The organism is Thermomonas sp. (assembly GCF_029945965.1).
Classification (GTDB): domain Bacteria; phylum Pseudomonadota; class Gammaproteobacteria; order Xanthomonadales; family Xanthomonadaceae; genus Thermomonas.
Map to the genome: position 1 here is coordinate 15,831 of NZ_JAQSDO010000008.1, position 17,322 is coordinate 33,152.

General features: G+C 64.3%; 13 protein-coding genes and 1 pseudogene. 7 read left to right on the forward strand and 7 right to left on the reverse strand.

Annotated elements, in window-relative coordinates:
• Window positions 1-121 precede the first annotated feature (121 nt).
• The 4 genes and pseudogenes from PSV05_RS03245 to PSV05_RS03260 all read left to right on the forward strand — a co-directional run.
• Window positions 122-2,623: pseudogene (locus PSV05_RS03245) on the forward strand (DNA topoisomerase I); the annotation flags it as partial.
• Between the two features lie 169 nt (window positions 2,624-2,792).
• Complete coding sequence (locus tag PSV05_RS03250; protein WP_300062222.1) at window positions 2,793-3,356, forward strand: Sua5/YciO/YrdC/YwlC family protein; 564 nt, start codon at window positions 2,793-2,795, stop codon at window positions 3,354-3,356.
• A 60-nt stretch (window positions 3,357-3,416) separates the two neighbouring features.
• A complete protein-coding gene (locus PSV05_RS03255) occupies window positions 3,417-4,100 on the forward strand; it encodes a DUF4124 domain-containing protein (RefSeq protein WP_300061424.1) in 684 nt (227 codons plus the stop codon).
• Window positions 4,100-4,768 (forward strand): hypothetical protein, encoded by a 669-nt coding sequence (locus tag PSV05_RS03260; RefSeq protein ID WP_300061427.1) that lies wholly within the window; start codon window positions 4,100-4,102, stop codon window positions 4,766-4,768. Before PSV05_RS03255 ends, PSV05_RS03260 begins: the two co-directional genes overlap by 1 nt.
• A 50-nt stretch (window positions 4,769-4,818) precedes the next feature.
• Here PSV05_RS03260 and PSV05_RS03265 read toward each other — a convergent pair whose 3' ends face one another.
• Window positions 4,819-5,604 carry an SDR family oxidoreductase gene (locus PSV05_RS03265; RefSeq protein WP_300061430.1) on the reverse strand — a complete coding sequence of 262 codons (786 nt, stop codon included), beginning with the start codon at window positions 5,602-5,604 and terminating at the stop codon, window positions 4,819-4,821.
• 43 nt (window positions 5,605-5,647) lie between these two features.
• Between PSV05_RS03265 and PSV05_RS03270 the strand changes: the two genes are divergently transcribed.
• Window positions 5,648-5,929, forward strand: a complete 282-nt coding sequence (locus PSV05_RS03270; RefSeq protein WP_300061433.1) for a hypothetical protein — start codon at window positions 5,648-5,650, stop codon at window positions 5,927-5,929.
• A 43-nt stretch (window positions 5,930-5,972) separates the two neighbouring features.
• Here the strand turns inward: PSV05_RS03270 and sppA are convergent, their stop codons facing one another.
• Both sppA and PSV05_RS03280 read right to left on the reverse strand, forming a co-directional pair.
• On the reverse strand, window positions 5,973-7,865 hold the full coding sequence (gene sppA, locus PSV05_RS03275) for a signal peptide peptidase SppA (RefSeq protein WP_300061436.1): 1,893 nt from the start codon (window positions 7,863-7,865) through the stop codon (window positions 5,973-5,975).
• Between the two features lie 81 nt (window positions 7,866-7,946).
• A complete protein-coding gene (locus PSV05_RS03280) occupies window positions 7,947-9,362 on the reverse strand; it encodes an MATE family efflux transporter (protein WP_300061439.1) in 1,416 nt (471 codons plus the stop codon).
• Window positions 9,363-9,436: 74 nt separating this feature from the next.
• Here PSV05_RS03280 and PSV05_RS03285 point away from each other — a divergent pair, with 74 nt between their 5' ends.
• Window positions 9,437-10,612, forward strand: coding sequence for a DUF3667 domain-containing protein (locus PSV05_RS03285; protein WP_300061442.1), 1,176 nt, complete (start codon window positions 9,437-9,439; stop codon window positions 10,610-10,612).
• Between the two features lie 20 nt (window positions 10,613-10,632).
• Here the strand turns inward: PSV05_RS03285 and PSV05_RS03290 are convergent, their stop codons facing one another.
• Window positions 10,633-12,030 carry a hypothetical protein gene (locus PSV05_RS03290; protein WP_300061445.1) on the reverse strand — a complete coding sequence of 466 codons (1,398 nt, stop codon included), beginning with the start codon at window positions 12,028-12,030 and terminating at the stop codon, window positions 10,633-10,635.
• Between the two features lie 474 nt (window positions 12,031-12,504).
• Here PSV05_RS03290 and PSV05_RS03295 point away from each other — a divergent pair, with 474 nt between their 5' ends.
• Entirely contained in the window at window positions 12,505-14,700 is a 2,196-nt protein-coding gene (locus PSV05_RS03295) for a primosomal protein N' (RefSeq protein ID WP_300061448.1), read from the forward strand.
• Here the strand turns inward: PSV05_RS03295 and PSV05_RS03300 are convergent.
• The 3 genes from PSV05_RS03300 to ung form a co-directional block, all read right to left on the reverse strand.
• Window positions 14,694-15,479: an NYN domain-containing protein gene (locus PSV05_RS03300; protein ID WP_300061451.1), complete on the reverse strand. Its 786-nt coding sequence runs from the start codon at window positions 15,477-15,479 to the stop codon at window positions 14,694-14,696. The genes PSV05_RS03295 and PSV05_RS03300 overlap by 7 nt on opposite strands.
• Window positions 15,480-15,573: 94 nt before the next feature.
• Window positions 15,574-16,464, reverse strand: a complete 891-nt coding sequence (gene rpoH / locus PSV05_RS03305; RefSeq protein ID WP_300061454.1) for an RNA polymerase sigma factor RpoH — start codon at window positions 16,462-16,464, stop codon at window positions 15,574-15,576.
• 149 nt (window positions 16,465-16,613) lie between these two features.
• Complete coding sequence (ung, locus tag PSV05_RS03310) at window positions 16,614-17,321, reverse strand: uracil-DNA glycosylase (protein WP_300061457.1); 708 nt, start codon at window positions 17,319-17,321, stop codon at window positions 16,614-16,616.
• Window position 17,322 lies beyond the last annotated feature (1 nt).

Below are 17,322 nucleotides of genomic sequence, written 5' to 3' on the forward strand. Positions count from 1 at the left end.
TGATTCCACTGTAAATGGAAAAGTCCAGCGCCCGGACCGCCTTTCACGGCGTTCTCCCGGGCGTTAGCTTCTGCGGCGCCAGATCGCGCCGCACTCTTCGTGATACCCGGAAACTGCATCAATGGCCAAGAACCTGCTCATCGTCGAATCGCCTGCCAAGGCCAAGACGATCAATAAATATCTCGGCAAGGACTTCACTGTCCTGGCTTCCTACGGTCATGTCCGCGACCTGGTGCCGAAGGAGGGCGCTGTCGATCCCGAGAACGGTTTCGCCATGCGCTACGACCTTATCGAGAAGAACGAGAAGCACGTCGAGGCGATCGCCAAGGCCGCCAAGAGCGCGGAAGTCCTGTACCTGGCGACCGACCCGGATCGCGAGGGCGAGGCGATCAGCTGGCACATCGCCGAGATCCTGCGCGAGCGCGACCTGATCAAGGACAAACCGCTGCATCGGGTGGTGTTCACCGAGATCACCCCGCGCGCGATCAAGGAGGCGATGGCGCAACCACGGGCCATTGCCGCTGACCTGGTCGATGCCCAGCAGGCACGGCGCGCGCTGGACTACCTGGTCGGCTTCAACCTGTCGCCGGTGCTGTGGCGCAAGGTCCAGGCCGGGTTGTCGGCCGGGCGCGTGCAATCGCCGGCGCTGCGCATGATCGTGGAGCGCGAGGAGGAGATCGAAGCATTCAAGAACCACGAATACTGGAGCATCGAAGCCGACGTCACCCATCCATCGCAGGGTTTCAGTGCGCGCCTGTCCAAGCTCGATGGCAAGAAGTTCGTCATCGACACCAAGAACATCGATTTCAGCCTGACCAATGGCGAGGATGCCGAAGCCGCACGCGCGCGCATCGTTGCTGCTGCGAGTGGCTCGCTGCACGTCACCGACGTGGCCAGCAAGGAACGCAAGCGCCGGCCATCGCCGCCGTTCACCACCTCGACCCTGCAGCAGGAAGGCTCGCGCAAGCTCGGCTTCACCACGCGCAAGACCATGCAGGTCGCGCAGAAACTCTATGAAGGCGTGGCGATCGGCGAGGAAGGCACGGTCGGCCTGATCAGCTACATGCGTACCGACTCGGTGAGCCTGTCGCAGGATGCGCTGAGCGAGATTCGCGACGTGATCGCGCGCGATTTCGGAACGGATTCATTGCCGGACCAGCCCGTCGTCTACAAGACGAAATCCAAGAACGCGCAGGAAGCGCACGAAGCGGTGCGCCCGACCTCGGCGCTGCGCACACCTGCGCAGGTCAGCCAGTATTTGACCGATGACGAGCGCAAGCTTTATGAGTTGATCTGGAAACGTACGGTCGCCAGCCAGATGATCCCGGCCACGCTCAACACGGTCAGCGTGGAACTGGCCGCGGGCAGCGAGCACAGCTTCCGCGCCAGCGGCACGACAGTCATCGTCACCGGTTTCCTCGCGGTGTATGAGGAAGGCAAGGACAGCAAATCCGCCGAAGACGATGATGAAGGCCGCAAGCTGCCGGTGATGAAGCCTGGCGACCGCATCCCGCTGGAGCGCATCCATACCGACCAGCACTTCACCCAGCCGCCGCCGCGCTTCACCGAAGCGGCGCTGGTCAAGGCGCTGGAAGAACACGGCATCGGCCGGCCATCGACGTATGCGTCGATCATCCAGACCCTGTTGCGCCGCTATACCGAGATGGACGGCCGCGCATTCAAGCCCACCGACGTCGGCCGCGCAGTCAGCAAATTCCTCAGCTCGCACTTCACCCGCTACGTCGATTACGACTTCACCGCCAAGCTCGAGGACGAGCTCGACGCGGTTGCCGATGGCACCGAAGGCTGGGTGCTGTTGATGGAGAAATTCTGGGGTCCGTTCAAGCAGCTGGTCGACGAAAAGAAGCAGAATCTCGACAAGATCGATGCCGGCAGCGTTCGCGTGCTCGGCAGCGATCCCGCCAGCGGCCGCCAGGTCAGTGCGCGGATCGGCAAGTACGGCCCACTGGTGCAGATCGGCACCGTCGAGGACGAAGACAAGCCGCGTTTCGCCTCGCTCAAGCCGGGCCAGAGCATCTATGCGATCAACCTGGAGCAGGCGCTGGAGCTGTTCCTGCTGCCGCGTACGTTGGGCGAGTCCAACGAGGAGACGGTCAGCGTCGGCATCGGTCGCTTCGGTCCGTTCGTCAAGCGTGGCAGCGTGTATGCCTCGCTGAAGAAGGAAGACGATCCGTACACGATCGAACTTGCCCACGCGGTGTTCCTGATCGAGGAAAAGGAAGAAATTGCGCGCAACCGCATCATCAAGCAGTGGCCTGACAGCGACATCCAGGTGCTGAACGGCCGCTTCGGGCCTTATCTGTCGGACGGCGCGCTCAACGGCAAGATCCCGAAGGATCGTGAACCGGCGTCGCTGACGTTGGAGGAAGTCCAGCAACTGATGGCGGAAACCGGCAAGCCGGCACGCAAGGGCTTTGGCGCCAAGAAAGCCGCGGCGAAAAAGGCTGCGACCAGGAAGGCAGCCGCCAAGAAAGCGCCTGTGAAGAAAGCACCGGCAAAGAAAGCGGCAAGCACGACCGCGAAGAAGTCGCCAGCCAATAAGTCGCTAGCCAAGAAATCACCAGCCAAGAAAGCTGCGAAAAAGACTGCGGCGAAGAAAGCCTATGTCAGTCCGCACCCCGAACCGGCCGAACCGCTGCTGACTCCCGCCAAGGTCGTATTGGGCAAGAAACGCATCATCAAGAAGCCGGCACGCGACGAAGCGCCATTCTGATCCAATGCGTCATTCCGGCAAAAGCCGGAATGACGCATTGGACATCGCACGACCAATGATGTTTCCGCAGACCGACATCGCCGACGCCATCGCCGCACTCCGACGCGGCGGCGTCATCGCCTATCCAACCGAAGCCGTGTGGGGGCTGGGCTGCGATCCAAGCAATGAAGCCGCTGTCTTGCGCCTGTTGACGTTGAAACAGCGCGAGGTCGACAAGGGCCTGATCCTGATCGCGGCTGACGAAGCGCAGCTCGCGCCCTACATCGACATGGCCGCGCTGGACGACACACAACGCACTGCGGTGCGTGCCGGCTGGCCGGGCCCGCATACCTGGGTCGTGCCAGCATCAACCAATGCACCCGCATGGATTACCGGCACGCATACCGGCATCGCGGTGCGAGTCAGCGCACACCCCACCGTCATCACGTTATGTAACGCGTTCGGTGGCGCGTTGGTGTCAACCAGCGCCAATCGCGCCAGCGAATCCGCGCCGTGCAGCCGTGATGCACTGGATCCCGTCATCATGGCCGGCGTTGATGCCATCACCATCGGCGAAACCGGCGGACTGCAACGGCCGACCGCGATCCGCGATGCACGCAGCGGCGACACTCTGCGGATCTGAGTGCCGTTGTTACCTGCCCCGCCCATTTGCGATTCAGCGTCAGCCGCGCAAGATGGCAAGATGAAACCGGCTTTCACCATCACTGCACTGGCCTGTCTTGGATGGGCACTGGCTTCTCCCGCTGCCTCGGCGCAAAGCAGTGAAGTGCGCATCTACCGGTGCACCAACAGCGCTGGCAAGCAGGCCCTGCGCGACAGCCCATGCCCGAAGGGCCAGCAACAGCAAGTGCGCGACATGACCAGACCGAAGGACGCGCCTCCCGTGAAAACACCTGAGCAGTCACCGAAGCCGACAACTGCTCCGCAGGCACCCGCACCCAGGCAAGTGGTTTACCTGGCGCCGCCACGGCCAATGTACGAATGCGTGACACCCGACGGCAAGCGCTATACCAGCGACGACAATGCCGGCAACCCACGCTGGGTGCCGCTGTGGACGCTGGGCTATCAGGCAGTGCGGCCAACCACTTCGCTGGGCAGCAATATCGGTGGCGCCACGCCACGCCCCGACAACCCGACACGGCCGCCCCGCGGCGACATCAATTGGCCGGTGGCCATGGGTGGTGGCCAGTGGATTCGCGACGACTGCGCGATGTTGCCGCCAGCAGAGACCTGTTCGCGCCTGCGTGATCGCCGCAAGGAAATCCGCACCCGCTTCTTCAATGCGATGCCGTCCGAGCGCGACGTGCTGCGGGTCGAGGAACGCGGCATCAATGCCCGCCTCGACAACGACTGTGGGGGTCATTGATGTTGCGTCGTTGCGTCTTGCTCATGCTGCTGCTTGCCCCGTGCATGGGGTTGGCACAGGAAACCGTGTTCTACAAATGCACCGATGCGAAAGGTGCGGTGTCGATGCAGAACGGCACGCCATGCGCGCCTGGCATGAAGCAGGAGATCCGCCGCGTCGGCGAAGTACGCACGGTGCCGGTTCCGGCGAAGAAACCCCAAGCCGATGCACCACCGCCAGCGCCGGTCTACGGTGATTTCGTGATGGTCAGCGGACCCAACATGAAGCGCAAGCCGGCGCCGGAATCCGCCGAACTGCCAGCGCCACCACCGCTGTTCCAGTGCCGCACGTGGGACGGCGACGACTATCTCGGCGAAAAGGAGATGCCGCCGCCGCGCTGCGTACCGCTGCAGGTGGTCGGCATTGATGGCAGCCAGGCGTTGGGCATGGGCAGCGCCTGCGAGATGCGCGACGACACCTGCACTGCGATTCCCGACGACGGCCTGTGCGATGCCTGGTTGCGACGGCTCGACGATGCCGAGTTCAAACTCAAGTACGCCGGCAACGACAACCGCGGCGAGCGCCAGGCGGCATTCGATGGCATCGATGCGAAGGTGAAGGCAAGTCGGTGTTCGCCGGTTGCGCCAGCAGCTGATCCCGCCACCACCACGCCTGCGCCGACCCCGTAGATCGGGCGTTGGCCCACTGTTCCTGGTTGCGCGACAAACTCCATCGCGGGTCAGAACCCGTAACGCAAAAAGCCCCCATCCACTGCGATGCACTCGCCGGTGATGAAGCTGGATGCCGGCATGCACAGGAACGCGACCGCAGCCGCAACTTCCTCCGGTTCGCCAATGCGACCCATCGGCGTGCGCAACAGGACTTCGTCCAGGTAATCGGGATCAGCCAACTTGCCCGACGTCCGCCGCGTGCGGATGTACCAAGGTGCCACCGCGTTCACCCGCACCCCGTCCTCGGCCCATTCCACTGCCAGGTTGCGGGTCATCTGCTGCAACGCCGCCTTGGCCATGCCGTAAGGCACGCCGCTGCGCACATGGGTGATGCCGGACACGCTGCCGATATTGACGATGCTCGACACGGGATGCTTGACCAGCATCGGATACACGCCACGGCACAACTCGAATGCACTGAACAAGTTGGTTTCGAAGATGCCGCGCCACTGGTCCTCGCCATAATCCAGCGCGGGTCGAGTGATGTTGCAACCGGCATTGTTGATCAGGATGTGCAGGCCGCCCTGGTCGGCCACCCAGTCCAGGATTTCAACGCGCTGCTCGTCGTCGCTGACATCGGCAGGCAGGGCCAGCACCGCATCCTCGGGACCGGGGAATTCTTCTTCAAGTTCGGCGCGCGCGGCTTCCAGCGCCTCGGGTTCTCGCGCCACCATCAATACCTGCGCGCCCAAGCCCAGCAGCTCACGGCAGATTGCGAAGCCAATCCCGGCGCTGGCGCCGGTCACCAGCGCGCGTTGCCCATCCAGGTTCCAGCGGTTGCGGTTGCGATCCATGCCCGACTCCTGCGCAATCTGTGTCGGGGGTAGCATACGACTGATGCCGGCCCTTCCCGCCACGCCGGCACTGGAGCCCATCATGCGTACGACGCGTGCGATTCGTGCAATGCCGCCAACCCTGGTGCTGGCCTGCCTGCTGCTGTCCGCCTGTTCCTCGCCCAAGCCGCCGGATGAGGAACGCCGTCCCGAGCCGCAGGCGCAACCGAAATCAGCATTGGTGGAAACTGCCAATGCCTACAAAGACGCTGCGCACGCATCCGTCACCGCAACCGAGGACGCGGCAAAACGCGAGCAAGCGGAACTCGATGCCGCGACGCAGTAGCGCCGCGCTTATTCCACCGCCAGGCTTACTCAGCTGCGCAGGCTTACTCAACTGCGCAAAAGCAGTGCGCCAGCGGCATCACGCGCACGTTGCCGCGTTGTTGCATCACCGTATCGAGCAGGCGCAGCGGGGCCTGTGCCTTGAGGTGCTGCAGCAGCAGGGTTTCGCCGATGCCGCTTGCACGTAGCAGGGCCAGGCCGGCGCGGCTTTGCACGAAGCCGCCGAACAACTGTTCGAACGGCTTGACCGTCCGTTCGATGTACTGGGTCTGCCATTTGTCGGGCTTGCCGAGTTTGGCCCGCGCCGCAGCATCGGCCACCGCCGCATCCAGTCCGCCGAACGCATCCACCAGTCCACGCGCCTTGGCCTGTTCGCCGCTCCACACGCGACCGCGCGCCACTTCGTCGATCTGCTCGATGCTCCGACCGCGCGCCTTGGCGACCTTGCCGGTGAAGTCGCGATAGCCCTTGTCGATCACCGACTGGACGATGGTCGCCACGCCTGGATCCAACGGACGAGTGATGTCGAAGGCACCCGCATAACGGGTGGTGGCGACGCCATCGGTGTGCACGCCGATCTTGTCCAGCGCGCGGTCGGCGGTCGGGAACAGGCCGAAGATGCCGATGGAACCGGTAATCGTGGATTGATCAGCATAGATGCGATCGGCATTCATGCTGATCCAGTAGCCACCCGATGCGGCGACATCGCCCATCGACACCACGACAGGTTTTCCGGCATCCTTCAGCGCGGCCACTTCGCGACGGATCTGCTCGGAGGCGAACACCTCGCCACCGGGTGAATTCACCCGCAGCACCACCGCCTTCACCTTGTCGTCGTCGCGCGCCTGGCGCAGCAGCTCTGCGGTGGATTGCCCACCGACCTTGCCCGCCGGCTGCTCGCCACCGGCGATCTCGCCTTCGGCCACCACCACCCCGACCTGCGGGCGCATGTCGGCCTGTGGCAACGCGCCATCCAGGTGCTTCAGGTATGCATCCAGCGAGACCTGGCGAAAGCCGCCGTCGGCGTCGGCGTCGGCCACGCCGCGCTCGGCCAGCAGCTTGTCGACGTCCTCCTGCGTCTTCAGGCCATCGACCAGCTTCTGGGTCAGTGCGAGCTGGGCCAGGTCACCATTGGCGGCGGTCACCTGCTCGGGCAGCGCATTGATCCGCGCAGACAGCGTAGCCGGATTGATCCCGCGGGCCTTGCCGATGTCGGCCAGCATCCGCTGCCAAACGTCGCCCATCCAGTACAGGTCAGCCTGCTTGGCTTCCGGCGAGGCGGCATCCAGCACATAGGGCTCGGCGGCGGACTTGAACTCGCCGACCTTGAACAGGTGCATGTCCACGCCCAGCTTGTCCTGCAGGCCTTCGCGGAAATACTGGCGATAGGCGGCCAGTCCTTCCAGCATTACGCCACCCTGCGACATCGGATCAAGGTAGACCTCGTTGGCCTGCGCGGCCAGCAGATACTGGCCCTGGCTGTAGTTGTCGCCATACGCGATGACCTGCTTGCCGCTTGCGCGCAACTTGGCCAGCGACGCCGCGACTTCACGCAGCGAGGCGAAGCCGCCGGGCTGGAATTCATCGAGTTCCAGCACCACGCGCTCGATGCGCTTGTCGGTGCGCGCCGCGTCCAGCGCACGCAGTACGTCGCGCAGGCGCAGTTCGCGGCAATCGCTGCCGCGGGTGGCGCGAGCGAACGCGCGGCTGATTGGATCGCAGCTGAACTGTTCGACCAGACGGCCCTGCGGCGCGATCACCAAGGCGGAGCGATCCGCCGGTGGCGCGATCTTGCCGCCGCCGAACATCACCGCCAGCACGATGACCACGACGATCAGGAACAGGATGTTGAAGACCAGCCGGCGGCTGAAATTGACCGCATCCCACAGGCCGATGACCAGACGGGCGATGGGGCCGCGGGTGCGCGGTGGGTTCATTTCAAGCTCCAGGAGAACGAGGCCACCGATGCGGGAAGCTGGGTGGCGATGGCGACAGGGTAACGGGGCGACGTGAAACCTTCATCCGCCTTCGGTCATCGTGACCGATGGCGCTGCAGGCGTTTGGCCTGAGATGGGGACGCGCAGGCTGCTGCGCAAGAACCGCCGCGCCAGCAGGAAGGCAGCGACCGACAAGCCCGCGGTTAGCCCAACCCACATGCCCCGTGGCCCCAATGCCGGGGTGAAACCGCCCAGGCCGAGCCCCAGGCCGGCGCCGACCGGTATGCCGACGCACCAGTACGCCAGCAGGGCCAGCAGCATCGGCACGCGCGTGTCCTTGAGGCCGCGCAGCGCACCGGCGGAGAGCACCTGCACGCCGTCCGGGAACTGGAACAACGCGGCATACAGCAACAAGGATGCCGCCAGCGCCGCAACCCTGGCATCGGCCGTGTACAGCCCGGCGATCGCGTGGTTGGCTGTCAGCATCACCGTGGCCGATATCGCCTGTGCGCACAGCACCAAGGCCAGCCCAGCGAACGCCGCACGACGGATGCCGGCGCGGTCGCCACGACCCAATGCATGGCCGACGCGCACCGTGGTGGCTTCCGCTATCCCGAACGGAATCATGAAACTCAGGGTGGCGACATTGATCGCGACCTGGTGCGCTGCCACCGGCAACTCACCGAGCCGCCCGATCAGCAGTGCGGTGACGATAAACAAGCTGCCTTCCATGCTGACGGTGACCCCGATCGGCAGACCTGTACCCAACAAGTCGCGCAGCACGCGCCAGTCAGGACGCCGGAAATCCGTGTACAGGCGCAGGTCGGCGAAGCGTGGCGAACGTGACAGGTAGTACGCGAACGCCAGCATTTGCAGCCAGAACATCGCCGCCGAGGCCCAGCCCAACCCGGCCGCACCCATTTCCTGGAATCCGAGCAAGCCATTGGTCAGCACATAGCCCAGCGGCGCCAGCAGTAGCAGGCCACCGAAGCCCAGCAGCATGGTTGGCAGCGACCAGTGCAGGCCGTCGCTGAGATAGCGCATCGCCAGGTACAGGGTGAACGCGGGGATGCCCCAGCGGATTGCATGGATGAAGTCGGTGGCGCCGGGCACGATTTCGGCGGCGATGCCCATCGGCGCCAGCACCATCGGCAGCACCGTCATCAACGCGAACAGCAACAGGCCCAGCCCGAGCGCCAGCCATAGCGCCTGCCGCCACAGCGGGCCAATCTCCTCCCGACGCCCCGCGCCATCCAGCTCCGACACCGAGGGCGGCAACGCCATCAGCATGCCCATGGGCATCATCATCGGCAGCCAGAACAGCGCAGTGCCAACCGCCACCGCGGCCAGCGTGGTGATGCCGTGGTGGCCGGCGACCACGGTATCGACGAAACCGACCAGTCCATGCGACAAATGCCCGGCCGCCATCGGCGCAGCCAGGCGTGCGCTGGAGCGCACTTCATCGGCAAAGCGGGGAATGGCGTGTACGGAAGACATGGCGGGCTCGGGCGTCGCGGCAGTGGCGTCGGCACGCGCGGGCTGCCATCTTACCGGCAGTAGAGAGACTGCCCATGACCACACCCAACGACACCATGCCCGACGCTGATCCCGTGACACCACAGCCGCCAGCTGTCCGCGAAGCCGAAGAGCCTGGCACCTGCGGCAACTGCAACACGCCGCTACTCGGCCCGCACTGCCATGCATGCGGGCAACCTGTGAAGGGCCTGGTACGGCATTTCTCCAGCGTCATCGGCGATGCGCTGGACACCGTGTTCGACTTCGACACCCGCATCGTGCGAACGATCGGCCCGCTGTTCGCCAAGCCGGGCTTCATCACCCGCGAATACTTCGCCGGGCGGCGGGTGCGCTACGTCAGTCCGGTGCGGCTGTTTTTTTTCCTGATCATCGCCACCATCTTCTTGGCGCAGCTCAGCTTCGATGGCTCCGACCTGGCGATCAAATCCGACAACAGCGGAATCTCGTCTTCGACCACCGTGGCCGCGGTCGAAGCCGAGCGCGACAAGGCCCTCTTGGAATTTGCCGTGGCGCGCAAGGCGGCGGAAAATACGCCGGGCGCAGCGGGCGTCGAGTTCGGCGAACAGGCGATCCGGAACGCCGCCGACGCGCGCATCAAAGTGTTGCGTGATGCGCAGGCCAAAGGCGTGCCGCCACCAGCCAGTAACGACGGCATCACGCTAGGCGATGGCACCTGGGATGCGAAGACGAACCCGATCAAGGTTGATTGGCTGCCGGGCTTCGCCAACAGGTGGCTGAATACGCAGATGGGCCGGGCCACCAAGAACCTGGCCCGCCTCAGGGACGACCCGACCGCATACAAGACTGCCGCGCTGGGCGCAGTGCCGACCACCCTGTTCGTGCTGGTTCCGATTTTTGCGCTGATGCTCAAAGTGGCCTATGTGTTCAAGCGCAGGCTGTACATGGAGCACCTGATCGTGGCCTTGCACAGCCATGCGTTCCTGTGCCTGAGCGTGATGCTGATCCTGCTGGTATTGGCGCTCGAGCAATGGGTTGCGCCTCAATCGCCGGCATTGCAGACCCTGTTCGACTGGACTGAAGGCCTGCTCGCGGCGTGGATCCCGGTGTACCTGCTGCTCATGCAGAAGCGGGTGTACAAACAGGGCTGGCCAATGACGCTCCTGAAATATCTAGCGCTTGGCCTGTGCTACATGATCCTGCTCAGCTTTGCGATGGCCGCCAGCATGACCATTGGCCTGCTGGCGATGTGATGACCGCCGCGATTTGACGCTCAGCGGGCGAGTTGCGCCCGCAACCATGCGCCACGTTGCGAGGGCGCCTGTGCCAGCAGCTCGGCGCGCAGCTGTGCGCGTTCTTCCGGTGACGTGGTTTGCGCCAGCCGTGCCAACACGTCCCAGCCGTCGCGGTCGGTGGTGCGCAGCAGTTGCAGCAGTGCGTCGCGCTGGCCGACATCGACATATGCAAACAATGCCTGGATACGTGGCCAGTCGCGGCCCAGGGTCGGGCCCAGCCACCAGCCGTTGCGGGCATCGAACGTCTGCACCTGGAAGCGCTCACGCAGAGCCTGCTGTTGTTGCGGAGCCAATGTGCGCCAGCGTTCGGCGATGCCACGCAACTGGATGCGCTCGCCCGCGGTCAGCGCACGCCAGGCCTGCCACTGGCCGCGACGCAGGCCGTGCACGCGCGCAGGCAAGACATCCCATTGGTGCAAGCGCGTGGCCATTGCGGAGGCATCGTGCGCAGGGTCCATGTTCGTGCGTGGCTTGGGTGCGGTAATCACCGGCAACTGCACTGCATCCGCGGCGCGCGGATCCTCGCTGTTCACCGTCAGCCACGACAGCAATGCCAGCTGGCTGGCATGGCCCGTCTCTTCAGGTGCTGCGAGTAGTTCGCGATCAGGATGCGAGCCACCATCATCGGCATCGAAACGGGCTTTCGGCGCAGCGGCAGCCGGCAAGGGCTCGAGCTTGATCGTCGCCGTCCAGCGCTGCAGCACGGCGCGCCCGGCAGGATGCAGGAAGAAGGTGGTCGCGAATGCCAGTACGCAGATCGCCACGCCCAGCCACAACCAGCGCACATGACGATGGTGTGCTTCGTTGGCGATCACCTCACCAGCTGGGGCGCTTGCAGCTTTAGGCGGCGGTGCCGTGCGCGATTCCGGCACCAAGACGTCCGGCGCCGGCCGGGCATTGGCCAGTTCCCGCTGCACGGCCTCGCGCCAAGCGCGCCAGACGTCAATATCGGGCTGGCCAAGTGCATCACACGGCAGGCCGTCGCGGATCACATCCTGGTACGCACTGACCGACGTGCCCAGCGCGGTCGCCGCGGTGGCATCGTCCAGGCCGGCCACCAGTTGTAGCAGGAACGCGGCACGCTGGGTCGGCGCTAGTCGTGCGATACCGGGCAGTGGCAACCCCGGCTCGGGCGTGCCGGGCTGGCGCAGGTGCGGCGTGGCCAACAGCAAGCGCCAGTATTGTTGTGGCCACTGCGCGATCGGCCACTGCCCGGCTTCGCTGGCGAACACCCGCGCCACCACCGCCAACGCCTGCTCCGCAGGCTTGCTGGCGCCGGCCTGGACCGTCGCCAGCAGGCGCGCACGCTGGCCCACGCCGCGCACGAAGGCGGCGATGGCAGGGGGCGAGGACACAGGCGCCGGCGGCGTGGTCATTGCGGAGGGTTGGGCACGCCGCATCTTAGCCGGACAGCCGCTCGTCTGGCCTGCAAAAAACCGCTTGACAGTGCCGTCAGGGGTGGCTCCGCAAGCAATGACGCGGCCTGTGGCTAAACGGTTGTGCACAGGCGTCATGGAATCGTCATGCACGCCTGTTTCACGGAATCTTCATGTCATGTGACAGCGATGTTTCACGAGCAACTATTTGATTTCATTGAACTTGTCCTATTTGGCTGTTTTTTCACCACAAGCGGCGAAGGCCTTGCATCGTGGCCATTGCGCACCTGTGAAGGTTGCCCGTGCACAGACTTATCCACAGCTGATGTGGATAAACATGATTTCCCTGCAGCGACAATCGTTTACGCCACTTTCCGGGGCTAATGGCTGAGTTATGGCCCGCAACTTGAAATTGACATGGCCGGCAATGCCGGAGCGGGCCCGATTGGCTGGTCTGACGACTAGACTGGCGCGATGCAGGCAACCCGTCCCGTGCTGCGCGTCGCCCTGCCGCTTCCGTTGCCGCAGCCATTCGACTATGCGCCGCCTCCAGGCATCGAGGCCGGGTCGGTGCAGCGCGGCCAACGCATCCTGGTGCCGTTCGGCGCGCGCGAACTGTACGGCGTGGTCGTCGGCCATGCCATGGCCGATCCCGGCATCGAACTGAAAGCGGCACGCGCGCTGCCAGACGATGCACCGCTGTTGCACGACGAACTGTTCGAGTCTCTCCAATGGCTGTCGCACTATCTGCACGCGCCGCTAGGGGAAGTACTGGCGACAGCCTTGCCGAGCGCGCTGCGTCGCGGCGAGCCGTTGCCGGACACGACAACCTACGGCTGGTCACTGACTGAAGCCGGCCGCACTGCCTTGCCGTCGATGCGCGCAGGCAAGCCGCAGGCATTGGCGACGGTGCTTGAAATCGCTGCCTGCGAAGAAGCGCTGCTCGATACCGCACATCCCGGCTGGCGCACGCCGATGCGTACGCTGCGAGATCGCCGGCTGGTGGAGCGTGTCGAAAAGTGGACGGAGGGAATTAAGCCGAACTTAATTCCCTCCGCCCACTTTTCACTCAATGATGAACAACGCAGCGCCACCCAGGCAATCGACAGCGCCACTGGCTTTGCGCCGTTCCTGCTTGACGGCGTCACCGGTAGCGGCAAGACCGAGGTTTACCTGCATGCGATCCGCGCCTGCCTGGCGCGCGGCAAGCAGGCGTTGGTGCTGGTGCCGGAGATCGGCCTGACCCCGCAACTGTTGCAGCGTTTTCGCTCGCGCCTGGGCGTGCCGGTGGAGGTACTGCATTCGGGCCTGGGCGATGCCGAACGGGCGCGCACCTGGATGGCGGCGGCGCGCGGGCAGGCACGGGTGATCGTCGGCACGCGTTCGGCGGTGTTCGTGCCCTTGCCCGATGCGGGATTGATTGTCATCGACGAGGAGCACGACGGCAGCTACAAGCAGTTCGACGGCATCCGCTACCACGCGCGTGACTTCGCCTTGGTCCGCGCCAAGGCGATGGGCGTCCCCATCGTTCTCGGCAGCGCCACGCCGTCGCTGGAATCGCTGCACAACGCGCAGGCAGGTCGCTTCACGCATCTGCGCCTGCGGCAGCGCGCAGGTGGCGCACATCCTCCGCAGGTGCGCGTGCAGGACGTACGCAAGCGGCCACTACAGGCGGGCCTGTCGGCCGAAGCGTTGCAGGCGATCGAAGCCGCGCTGGCCGCCGGTGGCCAAGTGCTAGTGTTCAAAAATCGACGCGGCTATGCGCCGGTGCTGCTCTGTCACGACTGCGGCTGGAGCGCGCATTGCCCGCGCTGCAGCACGCCGGAGCAAGGCACGCCGATGACCGTGCATGGGGCAGGCCGACGCCTGCAATGCCACCACTGCGGGACACGCAGGCCGGTGCCATTGGCCTGCCCGGATTGCGCAAGCCTGGCCTTGCAGCCTCAGGGCGCCGGCACCGAACGCATCGAGGAACTCCTGCAACAGCGATTCACTGAGGTTCCGGTGTTGCGCATCGACCGCGGCAGCACTCGTCAGCGCGATGCGCTGCAGGCCCATTTCGACACGCTGGGCACGCAGCCCGGAATCCTGGTTGGCACCCAGATGCTGGCCAAGGGCCACGACCTGCCCAACCTCACCTTGGTCGTGGTGGTCGGGGTCGACGAGGGACTTTTTTCCGCAGACTTCCGCAGCAGCGAGAAACTCGCGCAGTTGCTGATCCAGGTGGCCGGTCGCGCCGGCCGCGCGGACAAACCCGGCAGCGTGCTGATCCAGACCCACCATCCCGAGCATCCGCTACTGCAAATCCTGATCCAGGGCGGTTATCACGCCTTCGCCGAAGCCGAGCTCATCCAGCGCGAAGCCGCCGAGTTCCCGCCGTTCGCGCATCTGGCCCTGCTGCGTGCCGAAGCGAAACACGCCGACCCGCCAGTGCGCTTCCTGCAGCTCGCGAAGGAATTGCTGGGTGATGCCGGCATCGAACTATCCGGCCCCTTGCCAGCGCCAATGCCGCGTCGCGCCGGCTACCAGCGCGCGCAACTGCTGCTGGCCTCACCACAGCGCCGCAAATTGCATGTCGCACTGGATGACGTGATACCTCAGCTCTACGCCTTACCCGATGCACGCAAGGTGCGCTGGTCGCTGGACGTGGATCCGGTCGAGCTTTATTGAGGTTTCGGATCGACGATGAAAGTAACTTTCTTTTTTGCCGCCTTCCTGGCCGGCTTATTCGCTGGCTTGGCACGAACGTGCACGACCTGGTTGACCTTGCGCACCTCGAACAAGTCGCTGGCTTCGACAAGGCTACTAAGGTTCGGATAGCCGTAATTGCGCGGGTCGAACGAAGCGCGGTTGGCGATGTATTGGCCGACCGGACTCAAGTGCGCCCAGCCATCGTCGCCCTTCGCGGAGTCAACAGCCCCACGCAGCAGGGCCACCAATGCCGTGTCCTGCCGCAGTTGCGCAGTAGTCTTCGGCTTGGACGATGCCGCATCCGTGGTGGTTCCAGTTGCCGTCGACATTGCCTCGTCGAGGTAGAGGAAAGTCGAACAAGCATTTACAAAAGGCTTGGGAGTCTGCTGCGCGCCAAACCCGAATACCCGCATGTTCTGGGCCCGCATGCGCATCACCAGCGGGGTGAAGTCCGCGTCGCTGGAAACAATTCCAAAAGCATCAAATTGCCCGCTATGCAAGAGATCCATTGCATCGACCACGATCGCCATGTCAGACGCGTTCTTGCCGATGCTGTAGGCAAATTGCTGCATCGGCTGGATCGCATGCGGGTGCAGCATCTGCTCCCACTTCTGCAAATGCGCGCTCTTCCAGTTGCCATAGGCGCGGCGCACATTGGCGATGCCATGCCGCGACAGCTCATTCAACACGACTTCAATCTTGGTGGCAGGTGCATTGTCTGCGTCGATCAACAGTGCAATGCGCAACGTGGCATCCATCGGCAACTCCTGAGTCCTTGTTGCGGAAATCCTAGCGCACAACGCAAACGGCCCGCTTGCGCGGGCTGTTCGTGATTGCTGCGAGAGCCGCGGATTACGCGGCGAACAGCCCCTTCATCTTCTTCAGCGCGTTGGACTCGACCTGGCGGATACGTTCGGCGGAGACGCCATATTCGTCTGCCAGTTCCTGCAGGGTGACCTTGCTTTCGTCATCCAGCCAGCGGCGGCTGATGATATCGCGCGAACGCGCATCCAGCCGTGACATGCCTTCACGCAGCAGCTGCATCTGGTCGGCTTCGCTGTCGGCAGATTCATAGGCCTCGGCCGGATCTTCGTCGCGTGCGACCAGGTAATGCGCAGGCGCTGGCGGCGCATGGTCGTCATCACCGTCATCGGGCGCATCGAAACCGACATCGCGACCGGACAGGCGCGATTCCATCTCCAGCACTTCGCGTTCGCTGACGTTGAGGTCCTTGGCCACTGCACTGACTTCGGCTGCGTTCAACCAGCCCAGGCGCTTCTTGCTCTTGCGCAGGTTGAAGAACAGCTTGCGCTGCGCCTTGGTGGTCGCGACTTTGACAATCCGCCAGTTCTTGATGATGAACTCGTGCATCTCGGCGCGGATCCAGTGCACCGCGAAGCTGACCAGGCGCACGCCCACGTTCGGGTCGAAGCGCTTGACCGCCTTCATCAGGCCGATGTTGCCTTCCTGGATCAGGTCGCCAAGCGGCAGGCCATAACCGCTGTAGCCGCGGGCGACGTGGATGACGAAGCGCAGATGCGACAGAATCAACTCCTGCGCGGCCTGCAAATCATTGTCGTCACGCAGACGACGGGCTAGCCGCTGTTCGTTCTCGACGGTGAGCACCGGGATCTGGTGCACGCCGCCGATGTAGGCATCCAGCGAACCCATCGCGCCAACCTGAAGTGACGGGATTGGCAGGTTGTGGGTGACAAGGGCATTGGACATGGTGGTCTCGCTCATGGGGTCGATTTTAGCAGTCGTCATATCCGACTGCTAACCCTGCCGTTAGTTCACTACTGTTCCATTCATGGAACAGCGGCAGGCTGAAGGACGGCTTTTTGAAGTATTACCGCAGCCATCAGCCTGTCACAGGGGTGATCAAGACCGGGTCAAGGCCGCGTGGGCATCCATGGCGTGGGTAGGGTCCAGTTGATCGGCGTCTGCCCGGTGCGGGTCAGGAACTGGTTGGCCGCCGAGAAATGCCCGCAGCCCATGAAGCCCCGGTACGCGGACAGTGGCGAGGGATGCGGCGCCTTGAGCACGCGATGCCGTCGGGCATCAATCACCTTGCCCTTGGTCTGCGCATAGCTGCCCCAGAGCAGGAACACCAGGTTCTCGCGCTCGCGGTTGAGCACGTCGACCACGTGATCGGTGAAGCCTTCCCAGCCCTTGCGCTGATGCGCGCCAGGGGTTCCGGCCTCGACCGTCAGCACGCTGTTGAGCAGCAGCACGCCTTGTGCGGCCCATGGCAGCAAACAGCCATGGTCCGGCCGCTGGAATCCGACATCGCGCGCCAGTTCCTTGTAGATGTTGTCCAGCGACGGCGGCACCGGCACCCCGGGCTGGACCGAGAAGCACAGCCCATGCGCCTGGCCTGGACCGTGATACGGATCCTGGCCGAGTATGACGACCTTGACCAAGTCGAACGGAGTGGCATCGAAAGCGGCAAAGATCTGCCCGCCGGGCGGATAGATGGTGGCGCCGGCGGCCTTGCGCTGACGCAGGAAGCCGGACAACTGCTGCATGTCCTCACGCGCGAACCAGTCGCCAATGCGGGCTTTCCAACTGGGTTCCAGGCGGATGTCGTGCTCGCTCAAA